The sequence below is a fragment of the uncultured Veillonella sp. genome (assembly GCF_900545795.1).
Taxonomy (GTDB): domain Bacteria; phylum Bacillota; class Negativicutes; order Veillonellales; family Veillonellaceae; genus Veillonella_A.
The window spans coordinates 13,620-33,356 of sequence record NZ_URAR01000021.1 but is presented as its reverse complement, the minus strand read 5'-3'; the positions used below and the strand labels follow the sequence as shown (position 1 = coordinate 33,356).

15 protein-coding genes, 1 tRNA gene and 1 pseudogene are annotated in these 19,737 nt (G+C 38.6%); 10 read left to right on the top strand and 7 right to left on the bottom strand.

All coding sequences use genetic code 11. The annotated features are described in order from the left end of the window. Nucleotides 1–217 precede the first annotated feature (217 nt). Genes trmB through uraA form a run of 3 tightly spaced genes read left to right on the top strand, consistent with a single transcriptional unit; the run spans nt 218 to nt 3,498 of the window. Entirely contained in the window at nt 218–868 is a 651-nt protein-coding gene (trmB, locus tag QZR90_RS08580) for a tRNA (guanosine(46)-N7)-methyltransferase TrmB (protein WP_295790952.1), read from the top strand. A gap of 3 nt (nt 869–871) precedes the next feature. Beyond that, the gene (locus tag QZR90_RS08575) at nt 872–2,221 is read left to right on the top strand and encodes an FtsW/RodA/SpoVE family cell cycle protein (protein WP_295790950.1); all 1,350 of its coding nucleotides are present in this window, start codon (nt 872–874) and stop codon (nt 2,219–2,221) included. Next, complete coding sequence (uraA, locus tag QZR90_RS08570; RefSeq protein ID WP_295790947.1) at nt 2,218–3,498, top strand: uracil permease; 1,281 nt, start codon at nt 2,218–2,220, stop codon at nt 3,496–3,498. The genes QZR90_RS08575 and uraA overlap by 4 nt, the downstream gene beginning before the upstream one ends. A gap of 297 nt (nt 3,499–3,795) precedes the next feature. On the opposite strand, the gene QZR90_RS08565 is transcribed toward uraA, so the two are convergent. Then, the gene (locus tag QZR90_RS08565) at nt 3,796–4,929 is read right to left on the bottom strand and encodes a helix-turn-helix domain-containing protein (RefSeq protein ID WP_295790946.1); all 1,134 of its coding nucleotides are present in this window, start codon (nt 4,927–4,929) and stop codon (nt 3,796–3,798) included. Between the two features lie 340 nt (nt 4,930–5,269). On the opposite strand from QZR90_RS08565, the gene QZR90_RS08560 reads away from it, so the two are divergent. Beyond that, nucleotides 5,270–6,562, top strand: coding sequence for an AAA family ATPase (locus QZR90_RS08560; RefSeq protein WP_295790943.1), 1,293 nt, complete (start codon nt 5,270–5,272; stop codon nt 6,560–6,562). 318 nt (nt 6,563–6,880) lie between these two features. Here the strand turns inward: QZR90_RS08560 and QZR90_RS08555 are convergent, their stop codons facing one another. The 3 genes from QZR90_RS08555 to QZR90_RS08545 all read right to left on the bottom strand — a co-directional run bounded on the left by QZR90_RS08555 (nt 6,881) and on the right by QZR90_RS08545 (nt 9,999). Then, on the bottom strand, nt 6,881–7,552 hold the full coding sequence (locus tag QZR90_RS08555; RefSeq protein ID WP_295790939.1) for an NAD(P)H-dependent oxidoreductase: 672 nt from the start codon (nt 7,550–7,552) through the stop codon (nt 6,881–6,883). Nucleotides 7,553–7,747: 195 nt separating this feature from the next. Beyond that, nucleotides 7,748–8,770 (bottom strand): NADH:flavin oxidoreductase, encoded by a 1,023-nt coding sequence (locus QZR90_RS08550; RefSeq protein WP_295790936.1) that lies wholly within the window; start codon nt 8,768–8,770, stop codon nt 7,748–7,750. 305 nt (nt 8,771–9,075) lie between these two features. Then, complete coding sequence (locus tag QZR90_RS08545) at nt 9,076–9,999, bottom strand: M48 family metalloprotease (RefSeq protein ID WP_295790931.1); 924 nt, start codon at nt 9,997–9,999, stop codon at nt 9,076–9,078. A 232-nt stretch (nt 10,000–10,231) separates the two neighbouring features. Here QZR90_RS08545 and QZR90_RS08540 point away from each other — a divergent pair, with 232 nt between their 5' ends. Continuing rightward, nucleotides 10,232–10,948 carry a hypothetical protein gene (locus QZR90_RS08540; protein WP_295790897.1) on the top strand — a complete coding sequence of 239 codons (717 nt, stop codon included), beginning with the start codon at nt 10,232–10,234 and terminating at the stop codon, nt 10,946–10,948. A 183-nt stretch (nt 10,949–11,131) separates the two neighbouring features. Here QZR90_RS08540 and QZR90_RS08535 read toward each other — a convergent pair. From QZR90_RS08535 to QZR90_RS08525, 3 genes are all read right to left on the bottom strand, one after another. Then, nucleotides 11,132–11,206 (bottom strand) — tRNA-Arg (locus tag QZR90_RS08535). 115 nt (nt 11,207–11,321) lie between these two features. Beyond that, nucleotides 11,322–12,131, bottom strand: coding sequence for a LysE family translocator (locus QZR90_RS08530; protein ID WP_295790892.1), 810 nt, complete (start codon nt 12,129–12,131; stop codon nt 11,322–11,324). Between the two features lie 26 nt (nt 12,132–12,157). Continuing rightward, on the bottom strand, nt 12,158–13,051 hold the full coding sequence (locus QZR90_RS08525) for a YihY/virulence factor BrkB family protein (protein ID WP_295790889.1): 894 nt from the start codon (nt 13,049–13,051) through the stop codon (nt 12,158–12,160). 327 nt (nt 13,052–13,378) lie between these two features. On the opposite strand from QZR90_RS08525, the pseudogene QZR90_RS08520 reads away from it, so the two are divergent. The 5 genes and pseudogenes from QZR90_RS08520 to QZR90_RS08500 all read left to right on the top strand — a co-directional run bounded on the left by QZR90_RS08520 (nt 13,379) and on the right by QZR90_RS08500 (nt 19,310). Then, nucleotides 13,379–14,667: pseudogene (locus QZR90_RS08520) on the top strand (nucleobase:cation symporter-2 family protein). A 445-nt stretch (nt 14,668–15,112) separates the two neighbouring features. Continuing rightward, entirely contained in the window at nt 15,113–15,556 is a 444-nt protein-coding gene (locus tag QZR90_RS08515) for an MOSC domain-containing protein (protein WP_295790885.1), read from the top strand. A gap of 188 nt (nt 15,557–15,744) precedes the next feature. After that, entirely contained in the window at nt 15,745–16,713 is a 969-nt protein-coding gene (gene moaA / locus QZR90_RS08510) for a GTP 3',8-cyclase MoaA (protein WP_295790883.1), read from the top strand. 34 nt (nt 16,714–16,747) lie between these two features. After that, a complete protein-coding gene (locus QZR90_RS08505) occupies nt 16,748–17,956 on the top strand; it encodes an aldose epimerase family protein (protein ID WP_295790880.1) in 1,209 nt (402 codons plus the stop codon). Nucleotides 17,957–18,140: 184 nt separating this feature from the next. Then, nucleotides 18,141–19,310 carry an iron-containing alcohol dehydrogenase gene (locus QZR90_RS08500; protein WP_295790876.1) on the top strand — a complete coding sequence of 390 codons (1,170 nt, stop codon included), beginning with the start codon at nt 18,141–18,143 and terminating at the stop codon, nt 19,308–19,310. Nucleotides 19,311–19,737 lie beyond the last annotated feature (427 nt).

Here is a 19,737-nt window from a genome sequence, read left to right as displayed (position 1 = left end):
AAAGAGCAGCACATGTAAAGCTTCTCTCAGCAAGGATTTGAGCCTATTAATTTAGGACTAAAACCTTTGCTGTAGAGGAGCTTTTTATATTGAAACTACGCGTATTTGTTGGTACAATGAATAATAGTGCATTTATAGAAATAAGGCTTTGATTTTATTTGCTAGAATTGAAAACCTTTTTTATAATTAGTTTAGAGATTTATTTTAAGGAGATGCTATGAGATTACGTAGAAAACCATGGATTGATGAAGCAATTCACGAGTACAGTTCTCATGTAATTTTAGAAAACCATGAAGCTCATAAGGGCCAATGGCGTGAATTATTTGAGGATACTACAAAACCTTTATATTTAGAACTTGGCACAGGTAAAGGCCGCTTTATTGCAGGGATGGCAGAAGCACATCCAGAGGCTAATTTCTTGGGCTTTGAGGTGCAATTAGGGGTATTATATTATGCAGCGCAGAAGATTTTTGAACAAGCGGCTCCTAATGCGCGCGTGACTTTATTTGATATTGGCGGCATTGAAGATATTGTAGAGCCAGGTGAAGTTGACCGCTTCTACATCAACTTCTGTGACCCATGGCCAAAGGCGCGACATGCTAAACGCCGTTTGACTTATCATACATTTTTAGATCGCTATGCGCGCTTGCTGAAGCCTGCCGGAGAAGTTCATTTTAAAACAGACAATGAAGGCTTATTCTTATTCTCCTTGGAGGAGTTTAAAAATTCTGGTTGGACTTTAAAAAATGTGACATATGATTTACATAGTACTGATTTACCAAATGTAAAGACAGAGTACGAAGAAAAATTTAGTAAAAAAGGACAACCTATTTTCAGATTGGAAGCCATTAAGCCAGAGGAGGCGTAGGCTATGTTAAGTCTGATACAAGCAGCCATAAAGTATTGGCGCGCTCATATTATTCGCAGCGACTTACAGGGCATTGTGCTCTTTAGCTTGGTGTGGATTATTATTGGGATTATAAATATTTACAGTGCTACCATGATTGCCTCTCAAGGGCAAGCCGTATGGTATCAATCCTATTATATTCGTCATATAGGGTATTTGATTTTTTCCTGTGCTATAGGATATTTGTGCTATCGCATGGACTATGAAAAGTTCCGTACCCAAAGAGCGCTGTATTTAACAGTCACAATTGTTGTAGTGGGGCTCATTGCCGTATTAATTAAAGGTGATGTTATCAATGGTGCACAGCGGTGGATTCGTTTAGGCGGCGTATCGATTCAGCCTTCGGAGTTTGCTAAGCTGGGGGCTATTTTAGTGAGTGCTCACTATATTGATTTACAGCGACGTATTCAAAAGCATGGGCTTTCGTGGTTTGAAACGTATAATTACAAATGGCCCTTTTCCTTTCCTAAGGGGTGGCAAGGTCAGGATGGTCCATTCTTTGCAAGAGCTTTGTTAATGCCTATGGTCTTTGCTGCCTTAACCTTTGTGGAACCGGATACGGGGACGGCAGCTATTATTTTAGCGCTACCCGTTATGCTCATTTTATTAGGAGGACTTTCTAGAGCGCAATTGAAACTCTTTGTAGGAACTGTAGTAGTGCTAGGGATTCTGGCTTTTATGGCGGTTCAACATTCGGAATATCGTTGGAAACGTATTGTTGCATGGTATGATCCTTGGGGATATGCACAGAGCTTGAGTTATCAAAGTGTGCAAAGTATGGTGGCCATTGGGTCTGGCGGTATTTTTGGCCAAGGTGTGGCGCAAGGTACAGCCAAGTATTATTATTTACCAGAAGCACATACGGACTTTGCTTTTGCCGTGTGGGCGCAAGAAACAGGTCTTATAGGTTCCTTGTTATTGGCCTTTGTTGTGGGCATGTTTATGGTTTATGGCTTTAGCATTGCAAGTAATGCTAAGGACTACTATGGCAAACTATTAGCCTCCGGTATTACTATTGTTATCGGTGGACAGGCCGTATTTAATATGCTCATGGTTTGCGGTATGATTCCTGTTACAGGGGTACCGTTGCCATTTGTATCCTATGGTGGGTCCTCGTTATTTATGAATATTATTGCCATTTCAATTTTGTTTAATATTGCCCATCGTACAGCATTAGCAAAACAGAAGATTGGCATAGCCGGACATATTCCTTCCCTTCGCGAAGAAACGCGCAGTCGTTTTACGCCGGGACGTGTAGATTACAGTAAATACGTTTATTTCTTGTATTTGTACGAAAGGATTAGGAGACGATGAAAGACTTTATTGATGTGACGGAGCGGCCTAGTAATGCGGCCATGTTGCCACTTAGTTTCCAACATTTATTTGCCATGTTTGGCTCTACTGTTTTAGTTCCTTATTTATTGAAAGCTGACCCAGCGACAGCATTATTTATGAATGGGATTGGGACTATTTTATACTTATTTATTTGTAAAGGTAAAATCCCTTCATATTTAGGTTCTAGCTTTGCCTTCATTGCCCCTGTCTTGTCTGTAATGGCAGCAGGGATGCCTTATGAAGCAGCACAAGGAGGCTTTATTGCCTTCGGTATAGCCTTTGTAGTGCTATCCTTTATTGTTCGCTTTGTAGGGATTGGCTGGATTGATGTATTATTCCCTCCAGCGGCTATGGGCGCCATTGTAGCCGTTATTGGTTTAGAATTAGCTCCTGTAGCTATGGGCATGGCTGGTATTACTGGTGATTCTTGGCAAAGTTTAGGCATGACTCACACGCAAGTGGTGACTATTTCTATGTTCTCCCTTTGTATTACCATCTTAGGGACCGTAGTATTCCGCGGATTTTTCTCTGTTATTCCCGTGCTCATTGGCGTTGTGTCTGGTTATGTACTAGCGGCAATTATGGGCGTTGTAGACTTCTCTAATGTAGAGCAAGCCGCATGGTTCTCCTTGCCTCACATGACTTCGCCTCAGTTTAATGTAAATGCTATTTTAATGATTATGCCGGCTCTATTTGTTGTATTTGCAGAACATGTAGGGCATTTGGTAGTAACGAGCAATATCGTAGGTCGCGACCTTATGAAAGATCCTGGCTTAGAGCGCTCTTTACTAGGTGATGGTTTGGCTAATATTTTATCTGGTTTCTTCGGTGCTACACCTAATACTACATATGGTGAAAATATTGGTGTCTTGGCCATTACGCGCGTATTCAGTGTCTATGTTATTGGTGGGGCTGCCGTCCTCGCTATTGTGTTCTCCTTTATCGGTAAGGTAGCAGCTGTCATTCATGCCATTCCAGTACCAGTAATGGGTGGTGTAAGTATACTACTCTTTGGTATCATCGCTGCCTCCGGTTTGCGTATGTTAGTAGAGCGAAAAGTAGACTATACACGACCAGACAATTTGATTCTAACGTCCGTGGTGCTTATCACTGGTATTAGTGGCGCACAAGTGACCATTGGTCCTGTTGTATTACAAGGTATGGGCCTTGCTACGGTAGTGGCTATTATCTTAAGCCTTTGTTTCACTATCTTTAGAAAAACTGGCATTGGTAATAAGCAATTAAAGCATGACTAATAAAGCTGTAAATAATTAAATTTAGGCGTTTCTTTTTAATAAAATATAAGCTGAAAAATAAAAGGGCTGTAACCCAATGAATACTGATGCGTTTCCTTTTATTAGATTGGATGAATCTAATAAGGGGTGCGCTAGTATGCAATGATGGTTACAGCTCTTTTTTGTTTTAGATAGTTACAGCTCTTTTTGGGTTTTTGATGATTACAGATCTTTTTTGATTTTAGATGATTATAGTTCTTTTTTGTTTTTAGATAGTTACAGCTTTTTTTGTTTTATTTGAATAATCAGTTTTGACTACTATTTATTAGTTTTTCTCTCTACTTTCGGGATATAGAGTCCAAGTTTTTCAGCTGTTTCTATTAGGCTGTGACTATTTAGTGCTTCTGCACTTATTATATTCTGGGCTGAATTATCAGGCTCACCATGATAGTGTAGGGAGGTAATAAAGGTAGGCTGTGTTTCTAATTGTTGTTTGTCATAAATAACCTCTAAATCTAAACCATAGAATAGGGAGGTAAAGAAAGCCATTTTAATATGCTGTGGCTCATTTTCGGTTAAGCCTAAGAGCCCACAAATATATTCATCAATGTAGGGGATACGCTCTCTTGTGTCAGAGTGATAAAACATATGCCGCAGCGTTTCTGGATAGTGTTCTTCTATATATTCATCAGCAAAGACACCTGTCGTATAATATTCATCTACTAGTGTAAGGAATTGTCTAACTAGTTCAATATTCTCCAAAGGGTTGGTATTGGTTAAGTAATAAAAAATAAGGGCATTCGTAATATTGTCTATCATGGCATGTCTTAATGCTTGGCGATGCGCTTCATATTGTGCTTCGAATTGTTTAAAATCAATATGCAATAAAACGGCCATGGCGCTTGCGACTAAATGATCGCCTAAAACTATATTCTGTTCTGAGTACTTTTTGAAGCTTGCCTGCAACAATGTATGTATATGATGCTCCATATATTGCGACCAGCCTAATTGCCCTTGATGAAGGTGTTTTAGAAATAGGTCTTTTCGGATACCAATTAATTTATGGGAGTCAAAATAGATAATAATATGAGCTCCATGGGCATAGGCTTTGTAATTGAGATTGTGCAAAAGAGTGAGTATATAATCTTCATTATACATATGTAAGAGTACATCTAAGGACACATTAAGAAAGCGAGCCAGTTGCGCCACAATTTCAAGCTTAGGTTGACGTGTTCCATTTTCATAGGCTGCATAGGTGGCGTAAGTAATGGGGCAAGGAAGCTTAGCCGCTTGGTAGTAATTAGCTATATATTCATAAAAGCTGCGTGCTGTATCAAAGCCACGTTTCTTGCGAATATGACTTAATTGCGCACTGAAAAGCTCAGCAAAATTAGATACTGGACTGTTATTTGAACTTAGTTGATCGGGAGTGACTGATTGAGTAGTTAGCATTTTGTATACCTCGTTTTACAATTTGTTACTTTTATAGTATCGCAAGTATAAGAAATACGCAATAAGTATAATATAAAGTGTTTAAATCTACGTATTGACAGTAAAAATTGTCGTATTGTATATTTTTGTTAAGTAGAATATACAGATTGAAGATGTTATGTAAGGTGAAGATAATCTGTAAATCAAAGGGAATCTATAAGTTAAAGATAATCTATAAATTAAAGACCATCTGTAAGTTAGGCGATATGCTTGGTAAAAATAGTATGCTAGTTAAAGTTACTATTGGGGTTAAATTTAACGTAAAAGCTAATGTATAAGGTAATAGAAATTGTATAAGGTAATGGCCAATTGTAAAATCGTAATGGAGGGGCTTATGGTACGGGCACAGAAGATTTATAATCATATGCAATTATATGTGAAGGGGCAAGATAGGGCGCTAAAACAAATTGCTACGGTAGTGGCGCTACATTTGAATCGCTGTCAGTACAATCAACATCATGTGACGCCACTTCACAATAAAGAAAACGCCATTATTATGGGGGCTACTGGCACCGGCAAGACGGAAACGTTTCGAGCCTTAGCGACCTATCCAAAACTAAATTGCCCACTAGTTGAAGTGAATGCGTTACAATATGCACCTACAGGTTGGAAGGGGAGTAAAAGTTTGCCTGAAATTGGTGAAGAGATTTTCAGGCAAGCTTATTTTAAATCTCAATTAACAGAATTAACGGCCCAAAATGTAGATCAAGTAATTGAAATTGCTGAACGAGCTATTATCTGCCTAGATGAATTTGATAAGCGGCGTTTTAATAGACAAATGAGCCTTGATCACCAAGCCTTTGAAATGTCCTATCAAGGGGATTTACTTAAAATTATGGAAGGCACTACCTTGGAAGTGCAAGTCAATGATATACCGCGGATTTACCTTCGTACCGATAATATGCTCTTTATACTCATGGGGGCTTTCAATGGCTTTGATGAAGAATACATATCGAGACGGGTTGGATTTTCTCTACCTAGTAATAATCAGGAAAAGGCTGCTAATCATACCGGCTTCATTAAGGCTGAGTCAAGAAATAATGATACTGTGAAAGGTCATGAAAATGACGAGTTTGTAAAACGAGATATTGTAAAAGGGAAGCCAGTAAAAGAAGATATTATAAAAGGGGATGCTATAAAACGAGATGAGATAATAGGTGATACTATAAAGTCGAGTTTTACCAATGCAAACACTTTGCATTGGACAAATGAGATTACAGATCGACAATTAATTCATTATGGTTTTATGGAAGAATTAGTAGGCCGTGCGCCTTGGCGTATTCGCTATGAGGCGTTAGATGCGGCTAGCTTAGTTGATATATTGAAGAGCTCTAAACACAGCGTGCTAGAGGAGTATAAAGTTTTATTTGCCTTCTTAGGCAATCAGTTAGATATTACTCAGGGAGCGTATGAAGCCATAGCTGACAGGGCTTTAACCTATAAAACGGGGGCTAGGGCCTTGAGTACGGTAGTGAAAGAAGTTCTAGATTCGGCCTTTTTTGATATATTAAACAATCATAAATTGTTAATAAAAATGGACAAGCAAGCCGTTATATCGCGCCAAGTAAAGCTTCAAAAGATACGTAATCATTAATAAGTAAATTATTACGTTGATGTTTAGTGAAGCCGTAGTTGAAGTTTTAGTCATATTGATAAAGGCATTGCCCATAGTAAGATTTTAGCGATGCTTATGATTGAAATTGAGACATAAGAGTAGTTTAATTCATGGGAAACGTCCGTTTACATGATAAATGTATTACTGAGGGCATAATAAAAGCGATACCGAAGGAGTGTAGGGCTACATAACAAACTGTAATATGAACCTACTACTTCTAGGTATCGCTTATTTATATATAAAGTTGTCGATAGTTATTTATTTATGCATTCTAAAATTGTTTTTCTTATTCTCGAATTACTTAACCCATTCTACAATATCTTCTAATGGCTGGCGAGTTTTTTCACGATGTGGTTCTTCGTCGCGATAACCAAAGCCTACCATAACAGATACGCCAAACTCTTCATTGTTAAGAAGGCTTTCTTCTACTAGCAACGCTTCCACAGCTTCTTTATTGAAGCCTTCAATAGGGCAAGAGTCGATGCCTAGCATAGCGCCTACAGTCATCATATTGGCTAAGGCAATGTAAGTCTGCTTGCTAGCCCAGTCAAACATGGCTTGTTCATTTTCAAGGATTTTAAAATCATTTTCTAGGAAATTTTGATACGCATTGCCTACCATGTTCATTACATCTTCTGGCATATGCTTAATATCTTTCATAATATGCGTAATGTATGGCGCATCTGGAGTCGTTGTTGCTTTTTTTCGAGCCAACATAATAACAAAATGGCTAGCACCTTTTAGGCTGTTTTGTCCACCCCAGGAAATAGGGAAGAGTTTGTCCTTTAGTTCTTGGCGCTCTACTACTAAAAATTTCCATGGTTCGAAGCCAAAAGAACTAGGGGATAGGCGAGCAGATTCTAAAATCGTGTTGAAATCGGCTTCAGGAATTTGCTTGTTAGCATCAAATTTTTTACATGCATAGCGATAGTTAAAAATATCAATAATGTCAGAATGGGAGAATTTCATAAATATATCCTTTCATAAATAATTATTAAATAAAATATAGTAAATACTGTAATTATTATAAACGATTGAACGCAGTATTATAAGAGTTTTAATCATGAGTATAATGATTAGATTTGTTACTATAAGGTGGCGAGTTAAGGTCTTCTTGAGGTCAGGGCTAATATATCCTTATAGAAGTTTGCGCTCCATAGGGGATTAGCTTTCTTTTAATACTTCATTAGCCCAAGTTGGTTGATTAATCATGATGCGGCCAGCACCAATTAAATCAGCTGCATTATTCTCTAAAAGCTGTTGTGCGTCAGCACCAGTTTTAATACCACCGGTGAGGATAACAGGGATAGACACGGCTGCTTTTACAGCAGTACTCATGTCACTAAAATAACCTGGCTCTAGATGATCTTTGCGCATGTAAAGGCACATGCCACCAGATAAATCGATTAAATCAATGCCAGCGGCTTCAAATTGTTTTGCTGCATATACAGCATCATCAATAGTCGCGCCACCTTCCATATAGTCAGCACCGCCCAATCGCAAAGCTACAGGATAGTCAGGGCCTACAGCATCGCGAACGGCTTTGATTACTTCTAAGTGAAGACGAATACGATTATCTAAGCTACCACCATATAAATCAGTACGTTTATTATTGAGTGGCGAGTAGAATTGGTTTAATAAATAACCATGAGCAGCATGGATTTCCACGCCATCAAAACCAGCTGCTTTAGCGCGTGCTGCGGCTTGGGCAAAGAAGGTAATAATTTGTTTGATTTCAAAAATAGTTAATTCACGAGGCATTTCCTTGCTGCGCCCAGCTGGAGAAATAATGGCACTGCTGCTAACTGTGGGATGCCCGGTAATAGCAGAGGTAGTCATATTGCCGGCGTGATTAATTTGGGCAAAGATTTTACTTTGGCCTGCTTGATGAATGGCATCAGTTAATTTCTTAAGGCCTGGAATTTTATCATCTGAATCTAAACCCATTTGCTTATCATCAGCGCGACCTTCTGGTGTAATATAGCTATGCTCCGTTATAAGCAAGCCTACAGATTCGCCAGTAGTGCGTGCTACATAATAGTCAATAACGCCTTCCGTAACAGAGCCATCTGGAGATGTGCGGGTGGCCATTGGAGGCATAACTAAACGATTGGAAAGTTGTAGTTGATTGACCTTGATGGACTCTTTTAAGGTCATATTTGTTTGTGTATTTGTCTGCGTATCCATGGAGAACCTCCTATTGATATTTATACTTGACTAGACATTAGCTTGGTATTAATTCGATACTAACTAGATGCTAACTAGATGCTAACTAGATGCTAACTAGATGCTAACTAGATGCTAACTAGAATAAATGAATGCATGTGCATGCATTAATTTTAATACTAAATCAATGATTTGTAAAGAAAAATCAGTAAGGAGACAACTTATTTCGTAGGCAAAAGCTATATTTACTTTATAAAAAGACCGGCAACAATATAATAATGAGTAGTGTTATGAAGTACCGGTCATGGGTTATATTTTTCTATTAATTATTTTTTGCTTAGTTCTTGTAAGCGAGCAATACGCTTATGGATTGGTGGATGCGAGGCTAAAAGCTGATTAAAAATTCCTGGTTCATCATAGGAATAGACAGATAATTTATTAAGAGCGGAAGCAAGTGCTTCACCATAACCTAGTTCATGGGCGTATTTATCAGCTCGATACTCGGCCGTCCTGGATCCAAAAGGTACCAAAAACTGAAATATATAGTGGATAACAGAGCGTAAGATGAAAATGATGTAATTGATTAGCTTAATTTGTAAAATAAAGATGAGGGCAATAAAATTGATGATAGGAATAAAACGCAATATATTATATATGCCGAATAGGATGTAATTATAAAATCTGAATATGTAAATAAAACATGTATTAGCGTATTGAATTGATACATAACTTAAGCTATAAGTAGTGTCGCGGTGCACAAGATGACTTAATTCATGGGCTAATACACTGCGTAGTTCCTGGTCATTAACTGTAAAGAGAAGTCCTTTGGAAACGACTACACGATTATGACCAAAAGCAAATGCCGAGGGAATGTCATGATGTTGTAAATAAAGCGTGTAGAGATACGGACTGACATTAGCCCGACGGCACACATCATTCCAGGCCGTTTGTATGTAATTACCTGTTGTACCTTCAAGCTTAGTGACATTTTGAAAATGTAAAAAGAAATTATGTAAAAATGGTAGTTGGAAGAAAAGAATCATGCTAAGGATAAAGAGCAGTACCCAAGCAGCGATAATGTAAGTCATAACTGCGGGAATATGCAAGAATTCTAGCGTGTTGATTATAAAAGGTTGAAGTAAGAATTGATGCCATCCAAATAGTGATAATATTTCGTATAGAATACGCAACATAATTACGCCAATAAAAGTATAGGCAATGATGGATAAAAATAAAATTAGAAACCCCATATATCCTCCCCAAAATTCACCTTAAGACTTGCTACTTTGTACTGGTAATAGAATGAGCTGTCTTAGATTTAATTACTTCTATCTTACAATAAAAACTAGTAATAAAAAAGAGCATCTCTGCTTTATTTTGACTATGTGAATAAGATAATTGAAAAGGATTTTGTTTAGGTTGTGACGAATTAGAATGATAGGAGAGATTAATTAGATTGTTTTGTGAAGGGATGTGTTAGGTATGAAGTCGTTAAAGATTTGGGGTACAATGTTATTTTTTTCTTTAAGTGTTATTGGAAGCTCTTTGGGGGCTAGCGCTATAGGGAGCGAGGCGAACTTTGATAAAGACAGTAATTCATCACTGAGCGGGACTAATGCTACAAGGTCAAGCCATGTGATGAGCACAAGGGAGCGTGGTTTTTTATCTTCTACAGATCGAGCGATTCTCTATATGGATAAAACAGAATTTCATTTTACAGAAGATAATGAAGCTTTAAAATTTGTAAATTTAAAAAATGGCACTTTAAAATTAATGAGTGCCGATGGTACGAAGGATTATATGTCCTTTATTAACTATGATGGAGCTAGAGGTGGTGTAGCCTTTGTTATTCGACCTATATATGCAGTACTTCCTAAAGGTACTTTTTATGAAATAACTGCTGATGTAGGCGCTCATGGCAAGAACTGCGGTTTTTGGCTTATTGGTAAACGTGATGGACAGTGGGTAACATATGTATCCTTGGATAGTTTAGCAACCATGGGATATACACCGAATCAATGGCATCGTTTAAGGACTGAAACTAATAGCGATGCGACAGGTCGTTATATTGTGACTAGTGAACATGAATATATGCCTCCAGGAGCTAAATATGGCTATGAGCGTAGAATAGCTACTGATTTAACCGTGCAATTGTTTTGGGATAAAGAAGCACAGTGGTTTGGGATGAGAAGGTTGTAATTGCTAAATATGTAATAAGCGATAGACTACAAATTATGCTAAACAAATAAAAGTCTTATTTATAACAAAAAAGGTAGAAAATGAACATTCATTTTCTACCTTTTCTTTACAAATTGGCATATAAATTGGCTTACTAGCCAATATTTTTTATTCTATTTTTTCTAAAAAGTCAGTAAACATCAGTGGTGCGCCTAGCAGGATTCGAACCTGCGCACCCGGTTCCGGAGACCGGCGCTCTATCCCCTGAGCTATAGGCGCATAAAGTATCTACATAAGGCTATTTTAAAGGCCTCTAGACGGAGTTTTTTTTTATTTTATATCCCCTTATCGTAATACTAAATCATTATAACAAGGGCAGCATTGGACTGTCAATTTAAAAGAACAGCAAGAGTCCGCCGATGATAATGAGGATTAAACCTTGTATTTTATTCATTACAATTTGTCGTGCTTCGCTTTGATTTAGGAAGTGACTAACGCGTCCGGCTCCCATAGCGATAGCCGAGAAGATAATGAACGCTTGCAAGCTAAATAGAAAACCTAGTAAGGCTACTTGCAAGCTTGGTGCAGGGCCGGTAGGATTTACGAATTGTGGTAAAAAGGCTAGGAAGAACAGTAATACCTTAGGATTTAAGATATTCATCAATAAGCCTTTGCGATAGGTAGCAAAGCCACTGAGTAGGCCTTGCTGTTTGCTATGACTATGATTAGTGCTGGTGTCAGTACCAGTGTTTCTGCTGGTGTTAACGTTAGTATTAGCACTAGTATTAGTATTAGTACTAGTGTTGCTCATATTGCTACTGTTATTAGTGCTAGCGTCATTATTTTTAGTACTATTGGAGTCTTTAACTTGCTCGGAATTGACATCTAAGTTGGTAGCTGGATTCGGAGCCATCGGTCTAGGTTTAGCGGAGTAGGCCTGGCGTGCTAGGTAGAACAGATAGAAGGCGCCTAAATATTTCAGCATTAAAAAGGCTTCTGGTGTACTCGCAATAACCGCAGCTACACCGAAGATAACTAACGCTGTATGAAAGATAATGCCTGAGGCTAACCCTGCTGCGAGTGTAACACCTTGCTTAGCGCCATCAGAGATACTTTTGGCAAGTAAGTAGAGATTGTCTGGTCCAGGCATAATGGTAAGAGCGATGGAAGAGAGCAAGAAATAAAATAAGGTGGATATGTCCATTAATGACTCCTTAAGATCCTTAAAAACTAATTATCTTCTTTCTCTTTAATTTTTCGTTGGTTTTTAAAGGCTTGAAGATAGGAAATAAAATTATTGTTGTGAATAACACTACCGATGACTAAAATTGTTTGAACCGATAAGTTGAGCCAAATGAATAGAATCATGATGCCCACTAAAGGACCATAATTAGCAGAGCCACCGCCAGCGATATCTGTAATGTAGATACGATAGCCAATGGTTAAGAGCAGCCATAAAATAGTGCCCATGAAGCCACCGATAAAGGCACGGCGCCAAGAAATAGAGCGCGCGGTGTCATGCCGCGGCGCATAGTGATAGAAGAGGGATAAGGATACCCACATAGACACTAAAGGCAACCAAGTGGCGATGGTAGAGGCCCAGCGAATAATTGTTTTAGGGATGGCGAGCATTTCGCCAAATAATTGTAAGAAGGATTGTCCGTAAACGGATAAGACTAGGCCCATCAAGCCAGTGACAGCACCGATGAACGTAAAGAAGAGGGCCTTGCTAATCATTCGAATGAAGCTTTCTTCCACATCATCTAATCCTAGGATGGAATTAATGGCATTGATTAGGGATTTTGTGCTTTGTGACAAAGTCCAAAAGGCGAAGATAATACTCACAGAAAAGAGTGTATTACTTTGGTTTTCTGCTAATACATCAATTACGCTGAGTAAACTCGATTGAGACTCTGGCGGTAATAACATAAGAGCTTCGCGAATCGTATCCACATCATGATTTAAAAATACCGTAATGGCACTTAAAATAATGATTAGGAAAGGTACGATGGATAAAATTAAATAATATGTAGTTTCAGCAGCTAGGCGCGAAATATTGTGACGATTGTAGTCATCAAAGAGTTCTTTGCCCATATACCGACAAAAGGTAAGTACTCGTTTCATGGAAACACTCCTCAACATAAAATCACGTAGTATACAATGTTACATGTTATAAATTGTAAATATTCACATTCCTATTATAAAGGGAGATATAAAAATACGCAAAATTTTAATAATCCGAACATTTAAAAGAGAGTTGTAAATAAATGTTCTTATCATTATAACCAAATAATATAAGAAATACCCTTGTCATTAGATGATTGTATAAGATAGAATGAATAGGTATTAAGAGGTTTTGCGATGTATAGGTTTTACATGGGGGTTATTATGAACGACAATGAAACCAAAGTAGTCGAACTTGAGGCTAACCAAGTCCATCCAGTTGACGAAATGTTGCCACCGACGCAGCTCTTTGCTTACGGTTTGCAACATGTATTGGCCATGTATGCAGGGGCCGTAGCGGTGCCGATTATTGTGGCGCAACAACTTGGCTTATCAGCCGAACAATTAATTCATTTAATTAATGCTGACTTATTTACTTGCGGTATTGCGACCTTGATTCAAACCTTGGGATTTTGGAAAGTGGGGGCGCGCATTCCGATGATTCAAGGGGTTACCTTTGCTTCGGTTACACCTATGATTGTGATTGGTCAACAAGGCGGCATGCCCGCTATTTATGGGGCTATTATTGCGGCGGGGCTCTTTACCTTTTTAATTGCGCCTTATTTTAGCCGCTTGATTCGCTTGTTCCCACCAGTGGTGACAGGGACGATTATTACCATTATTGGTATCACTTTATTGCCCGTGTCGGTACGCTGGATTAGCGGTTACGGCAATCCTAATTCGCCAGAATTTGCCAGTCCTATGAATTTGATGTTAGCTTTTATTACGTTGACCATCGTTATTTTAGTGTATCGATTCTGTAAGGGCTTCTTGAGTAATATTTCAGTTCTCATTGGGCTCGTGTGTGGTACGATTATCGCTACCTTCTTGGGCGTAGTGGACTTCAGTAAAGTGGCAACAGAGAATTGGTTTGGCGTGATTACACCATTTTCCTTTGGGTTCCCTACCTTTAGTCTTAGCGCCGTAATTTCTATGATTATTGTTATGATTGTAGTTATGGTAGAGACTACAGGGGACTGTGTGGCCATTGGTGAAATCGTAGATAAGCCAATGGGGCGTAAAGGGCTTGCTAAATGTTTGCGCGCAGATGGTTTATCCACTATGCTAGGCGGGATTTTTAATAGCTTCCCTTATACGGCCTTTGCTCAGAATGTGGGGCTAATTGCTGTAACACGGGTTAAGAGCCGCTTTGTAGAGCTACGTCTGGTCTCATTCTTGTAGTGCTTGGATTAGTGCCTAAGATGGCAGCTATTGTAGCATGTATCCCCAATGCTGTACTTGGTGGTGCGGGCCTTGCTATGTTTGGCATGATCATTGCGAGCGGGATTCGCGCATTATCTAAAGTTAATTTTGATGGAAATTATAATTTAATGCTTGTAGCAGTAAGTATTGGTATGAGTATGGTTACATTGACTGAACCAAATTTCTACCATAATTTCCCAAGCTGGACAGCGGTATTACTTCACAGTGGGATTACGTTGGGTAGCTTAACAGCAGTAATTTTAAATCTAATTTTCAACGGCTTTGGCGAAGCTAAAGAGATTGCAGAGGATTAAGATTTTAGACAAAGTAATTGCCTAGTCAGTATACATAATATATTGTTCAAATAGTGAACTAGTAATTTCAGATAAAAAACACGTAATAATATAGTTTATAATTATAAAAATCTGTATGTAATGAGTACTCCTAGAGGAAAATTGCATACAGATTTCTTTATTTAGAAGGTATTTAATAAAGGTATTTAGTGGTATAATAAATTCTAAAGAAGTAACTTTTTCGGTATACTTTAAGTGTACTGAATAACCTTGATGAAAAAATATTATCCTAGGAAATGCCTTAATTGGCAATTTTAACAGCCTTATTGGCATACTTTTCTTGCTTTGTTGCAGGGGCAACATACAGTGAGTAGGCAATGATGTCATACTTACTTGTAGAGTATGGTGCTATTTTAAATTGTAAGTACATAAGCGAATTGTAGGTACATAAAAGAAAGGATACTATATGGCAAAGGTAATTGCTATTTCTATAAGTGAAAGAAAAGGACAGAAAAAACATAATATTCCTGAGGCTAAATTAATTCCTGATTTTGGTATGGAAGGCGATGCTCATGCGGGTAAATGGCATCGTCAAATTAGCCTATTAGGTATTCAAAGTATAGATTTGATGCGTGCTAAAGGGGCGGATGTTAACCCTGGCGATTTTGCAGAAAATATTACCATTGAAGGGATTGTGCTCTATGAATTGCCAGTAGGCACCAAATTATACATTGGTGAAACAGGGCAAGAAATTGAGCTTGAAGTGACGCAAATCGGCAAAGAATGTCACTCGGGTTGTGAAATTCAACAGCAAGTGGGCTCTTGCATTATGCCTACACAGGGCATTTTTGCAAAAGTCATTGTAGGTGGTACGATTAAAGTTAATGATGAAGTTCGCGTCGGTGAATAAAAAACTGGCGTAGGTGCAGATACATTGATAACATTTCCTAAGCGTGTATTGTTAAAATATGGCACGCATATAATGTTTATAAGAAGGCTGGTATATTCATAGGGCTATGATTAGGTTTATGATTAGATTTGTAAATAGATTTATGAATAGATTTATGAAAATACCAAAAAGCTATTAAAGAGGTATATATGGTTAAGGATTCGTGGAATCGCACAATTGAATATGTACGGGTATCGCTCACAGAGGCCTGCAATTTTTGCTGTCCCTACTGCCGACCAGAGATTATTACGGCTCATAGCCAGACGAATCTATTGAGTCCTGCTGAATGGCTCATTATATTGGAAGCCTTTTATAAACTTGGTATAAAAGCAGTGCGTCTCACCGGCGGTGAGCCTCTCTTATACCCAGGACTTGAAGAGCTCTTGAAAGGCTTGCAGGAACGTCAATGGTTTTCTGACATATCGATGACGACGAATGGTAGCTTGTTAAAAGACCGCGCTAAAACACTACATGATTTAGGTTTACAGCGCCTTAATATTAGCTTTGATGCGGTAGATGAAGAAACATTTAATTATCGCACGGGGCGAGTCGGTCAATTGCAGCCCGTTATAGAAGGTATTGAAACGGCTATTGCCACTGGTTATGATGTGGTCAAGATCAATACGGTGCTTATGGATGCTATGGCTGATGATGTGGTGCGTCAATTATTAGATTATATGGAGAAGTGGCCAGTGGTATGGCGCTTTATTGAATATATGCCATTCCAAGGCGCCGCCTTTAGAGGGCCTACCTTTGATGAGTGGAAGGGGCAATTAGAGCGCATTACAGGTGGTGTATTAGTGCCGAAATCTGAAGTAAAGGGCTTTGGGCCCGCAACTTACTATACGCTGCCTAATGGTCGCACGGTGGGCTTTATTTTCCCTATGAGTCACACCTATTGCGATTCGTGCAATCGCGTGCGTTTGACTAGTGATGGCAAATTACGCCTTTGCTTATTGCGCGATGACGAGGCCGATTTAGTTGGTCTTGTGCGGGCTGGTGCTAGCGCTGATGAGTTAGCCTTGCATATTGCTGATACATTACAATTGCGCCAAGAAAAGCATGATGGTATTGATATGGAAACACCTAAGCGCGCCATGTGGCGTATTGGAGGATAGTTCGATGTGATCAAATCGAGTAAGGGGGCATAGGATGCGTAAAAGGCTTGAATTTGGCTATTTACCAAATGGCGAAGTAGTCTATGAGTATGAGCTAAGTAATGAAGACATAACTGTTCATATCTTAAGTTATGGAGCCATTATTAAAGATTTTATTGTGAAATCCCTAAATCGAAATATTGTGTTGGGCTATGATACACTTCAAGATTACTTACAGGGAACGGCATATTTAGGGGCTACTGTGGGACGTGTAGCTAATCGCATTAGTGAAGCTCGCACTGAAATTGATGGCGTAGAATATACATGGACGCCTAATAATGGGCCTAACTTGTTACATAGTGGGGCAGAGAGCTTAAGTTTTACTAATTGGACGCAAAAGGACCGTAACGACTTAGTTAAATTAGAGAAGGCGTTAGCCCTGGCCCCAGTTTGGCATGATAACTCACAAACCAAGCAAGGAGAAAACACTTTAATCTTGGGCGCGACTTTAGATTCTGATGGATTTCCAGGCGTATTAGATGTTACTTTGTTTATCCGATTAGAGGGAACAGCCTTACATCTTTGTTATGCTTATGAAACGAGTGAAAACTCGGTTGTAAATATTACAGGTCATAGCTATTTTAATTTAAATGGTCATCCTGTTGGCGCTGTAACAGCTGCAGAACTAAAGACAGCAAAAGCTGAGTCAAAACTAGAAACTCAGCGTATGTCTGTAGCCAATCATGAGGTATATTTAAAGGCAAACCAAATGGCGCCTTTTGGAGCTTATTCTATTCCTACTGGGGACGTATTAGATGTAGAGGGGACGGCCTATGATTTTACTAATTGGGCATCTATAGGTGAGCGATTGAAGGCTCATAAAGACCTCTTGGAAGAATGGCGTGGTTATGATCATTACTATCTTTTTAATGGAAAAGAGGGAATAGCTAGAAAAGAGTCAATTGATTCGAGTACATCGCTACAACTGGGGCAAAATTATCAGTCAGAGTTAGCCTTATGTGGCGAATTTAGAGTGCCTGACTTAAGCTTGCAAATCTATTCTGATGCACCAGGTTATCAATTTTATACGGGGAATTGGCTTCAAGACATAGGTCATGGAGGTACAGTATATGGCCCTCATGCGGGCATGTGTATTGAGCCTCAGTTTATCCCTGATGACTGTAATTTACCTGGCTTTCAACAATCTTTTACACAGGCTGGTCACACGTATGTGAGACATATAGTCTATGAAGTAGAAGTGTAAGAAGAAAATTAGCCGTACAGGAAACATTAGCCGTACAGGAAACATTAGCCGTACAGGAAACATTAGTAGTCCTGTAAGAATAGAAGTAGTGGTGCAAGAAAGGAAATAGAACCGTAAAGATAGAATTAGTAATACAAGGATAAATTTATTAAAGACATAGCGAACGCGCTATGAGGAGGTAAGTATGGACGCATTTTCATTTTATAATCCTACAAAAATTCATTTTGGGGAGCATAGTGTAGCAAAATTAGCAGAAGAATTACCTAAGTATGGCCCTACTGTATTACTTACTTATGGGGGCGGAAGTATTAAGAAAAATGGCATTTACGAAGCTGTTATGGAAGAGCTTAAAAAAGCCAATAAAACTGTAGTTGAATTATCGGGCATCATGTCTAATCCACGGAAGGAAAAAGTGGTTGAAGGCGCACAACTTTGCCGAGAACACAAGGTTGACTTAATTCTCGCTGTAGGTGGTGGCTCGGTAGTGGATTGCTCCAAATTTATCGGTGCCGTTGCTTTAGTTGAAGAAGACTATGATTGGTGGCAACACATGTTCTTGAAGCGCGAAAATGTAACCAAAGCCTTGCCAGTAGGCGTAGTACTTACTATGTCAGCTACAGGTAGTGAAATGAACAATCGCGGTGTGGTAACTGATTGGGAAGCACAGAAAAAATTAGGTGGCTATGGCGATGCTTTATATCCTCAATTTTCTATTTTAGATCCTACCTATACCTATTCATTACCTAGAGAGCAAGTCGTATATGGGATTTGCGATATGTTGTCCCATTTGATGGAGCAATATTTCTCTACGCCAGAAACTAATAATTTAAGCGATGCTTTATTGGAAGCAACCTTTAAAAATATTATGGAAAATGCTGCTGTAGCACTTCAGGATTTAACAAATTATGAAGCCCGTTCTAATATTATGTGGGGCGCTACGATGGCTTTAAATGGCATTATGGGCTTGGGGAAGGCTCAGGACTGGATGTCTCATCAGATTGAGCATGCCTTATCTGCTTTCTATGATATTCCTCATGGTGCAGGGCTTGCCATTGTTCATCCTATGTTATTGAAATATATATACAAGGATCATCTGGAACGATTTGTACGCTTTGCCACTCATATTTGGGGCTTAAAGCCAGAAGACTATGCATCTGATGAGGAATTGGCGTTAGCAGGGATTGAAGCATTGCGAAATTACTTTAAATCCATTGGTGCGCCAACTACATTAGGGGAAGTGAATATTCCTAAAGAGGCCTTGCCAGCTATTGCAGAATCTTCTAATCGCTACCCAACCTCGTATACAAACTTTACAACAGAAGACATTTTAGCTATCTACGAAAGTTCCTTATAGTAGGAGTATGCGTATAGAGTAGAATGTAGTTATAATATCTGCTACATGGGAGCATTTCTATATATAGAAAATGATAGCCTGAATAAGATATGAAGAGACATATATCACTTAAAGTGATATATGTCTCTTGTTGTATTTATAAGCGATAGCGTAGGGATGAAGAATCAAGGAGTATAGGCATTATAAGGGTGTTTTTGTCTATTACAATGTATAGTGAAAGAGTAATTAATTAAAAAATTAATTATGTAGACTATTAATTTTCTAACCATAAATTTATTTCCTTTTACCTCCAGTTATTTCCATTTGCCCCCCTTTTTATTCCATTCATAGAAAATTCGTTTACGGAATTTTGAAAACATACTACAATGCATACAGATGAAAGAGCTACAAGAAATCATATGAAAACATAATTTATAGATGTAGTCTT

Bases quoted from the DNA above. Each gene is read 5' to 3' on its own strand.
- QZR90_RS08560 (WP_295790943.1), top strand. From the start codon at position 5,270: ATGGCCAATTGTAAAATCGTAATGGAGGGGCTTATGGTACGGGCACAG.
- QZR90_RS08540 (WP_295790897.1), top strand. From the start codon at position 10,232: ATGAAGTCGTTAAAGATTTGGGGTACAATGTTATTTTTTTCTTTAAGT.
- QZR90_RS08545 (WP_295790931.1), bottom strand. From the start codon at position 9,999: ATGGGGTTTCTAATTTTATTTTTATCCATCATTGCCTATACTTTTATT.
- QZR90_RS08505 (WP_295790880.1), top strand. From the start codon at position 16,748: ATGCGTAAAAGGCTTGAATTTGGCTATTTACCAAATGGCGAAGTAGTC.
- QZR90_RS08565 (WP_295790946.1), bottom strand. From the start codon at position 4,929: ATGCTAACTACTCAATCAGTCACTCCCGATCAACTAAGTTCAAATAAC.
- QZR90_RS08575 (WP_295790950.1), top strand. From the start codon at position 872: ATGTTAAGTCTGATACAAGCAGCCATAAAGTATTGGCGCGCTCATATT.
- moaA (WP_295790883.1), top strand. From the start codon at position 15,745: ATGGTTAAGGATTCGTGGAATCGCACAATTGAATATGTACGGGTATCG.
- QZR90_RS08525 (WP_295790889.1), bottom strand. From the start codon at position 13,051: ATGAAACGAGTACTTACCTTTTGTCGGTATATGGGCAAAGAACTCTTT.
- QZR90_RS08555 (WP_295790939.1), bottom strand. From the start codon at position 7,552: ATGAAATTCTCCCATTCTGACATTATTGATATTTTTAACTATCGCTAT.
- QZR90_RS08530 (WP_295790892.1), bottom strand. From the start codon at position 12,131: ATGGACATATCCACCTTATTTTATTTCTTGCTCTCTTCCATCGCTCTT.
- uraA (WP_295790947.1), top strand. From the start codon at position 2,218: ATGAAAGACTTTATTGATGTGACGGAGCGGCCTAGTAATGCGGCCATG.
- QZR90_RS08515 (WP_295790885.1), top strand. From the start codon at position 15,113: ATGGCAAAGGTAATTGCTATTTCTATAAGTGAAAGAAAAGGACAGAAA.
- QZR90_RS08550 (WP_295790936.1), bottom strand. From the start codon at position 8,770: ATGGATACGCAGACAAATACACAAACAAATATGACCTTAAAAGAGTCC.
- QZR90_RS08500 (WP_295790876.1), top strand. From the start codon at position 18,141: ATGGACGCATTTTCATTTTATAATCCTACAAAAATTCATTTTGGGGAG.
- trmB (WP_295790952.1), top strand. From the start codon at position 218: ATGAGATTACGTAGAAAACCATGGATTGATGAAGCAATTCACGAGTAC.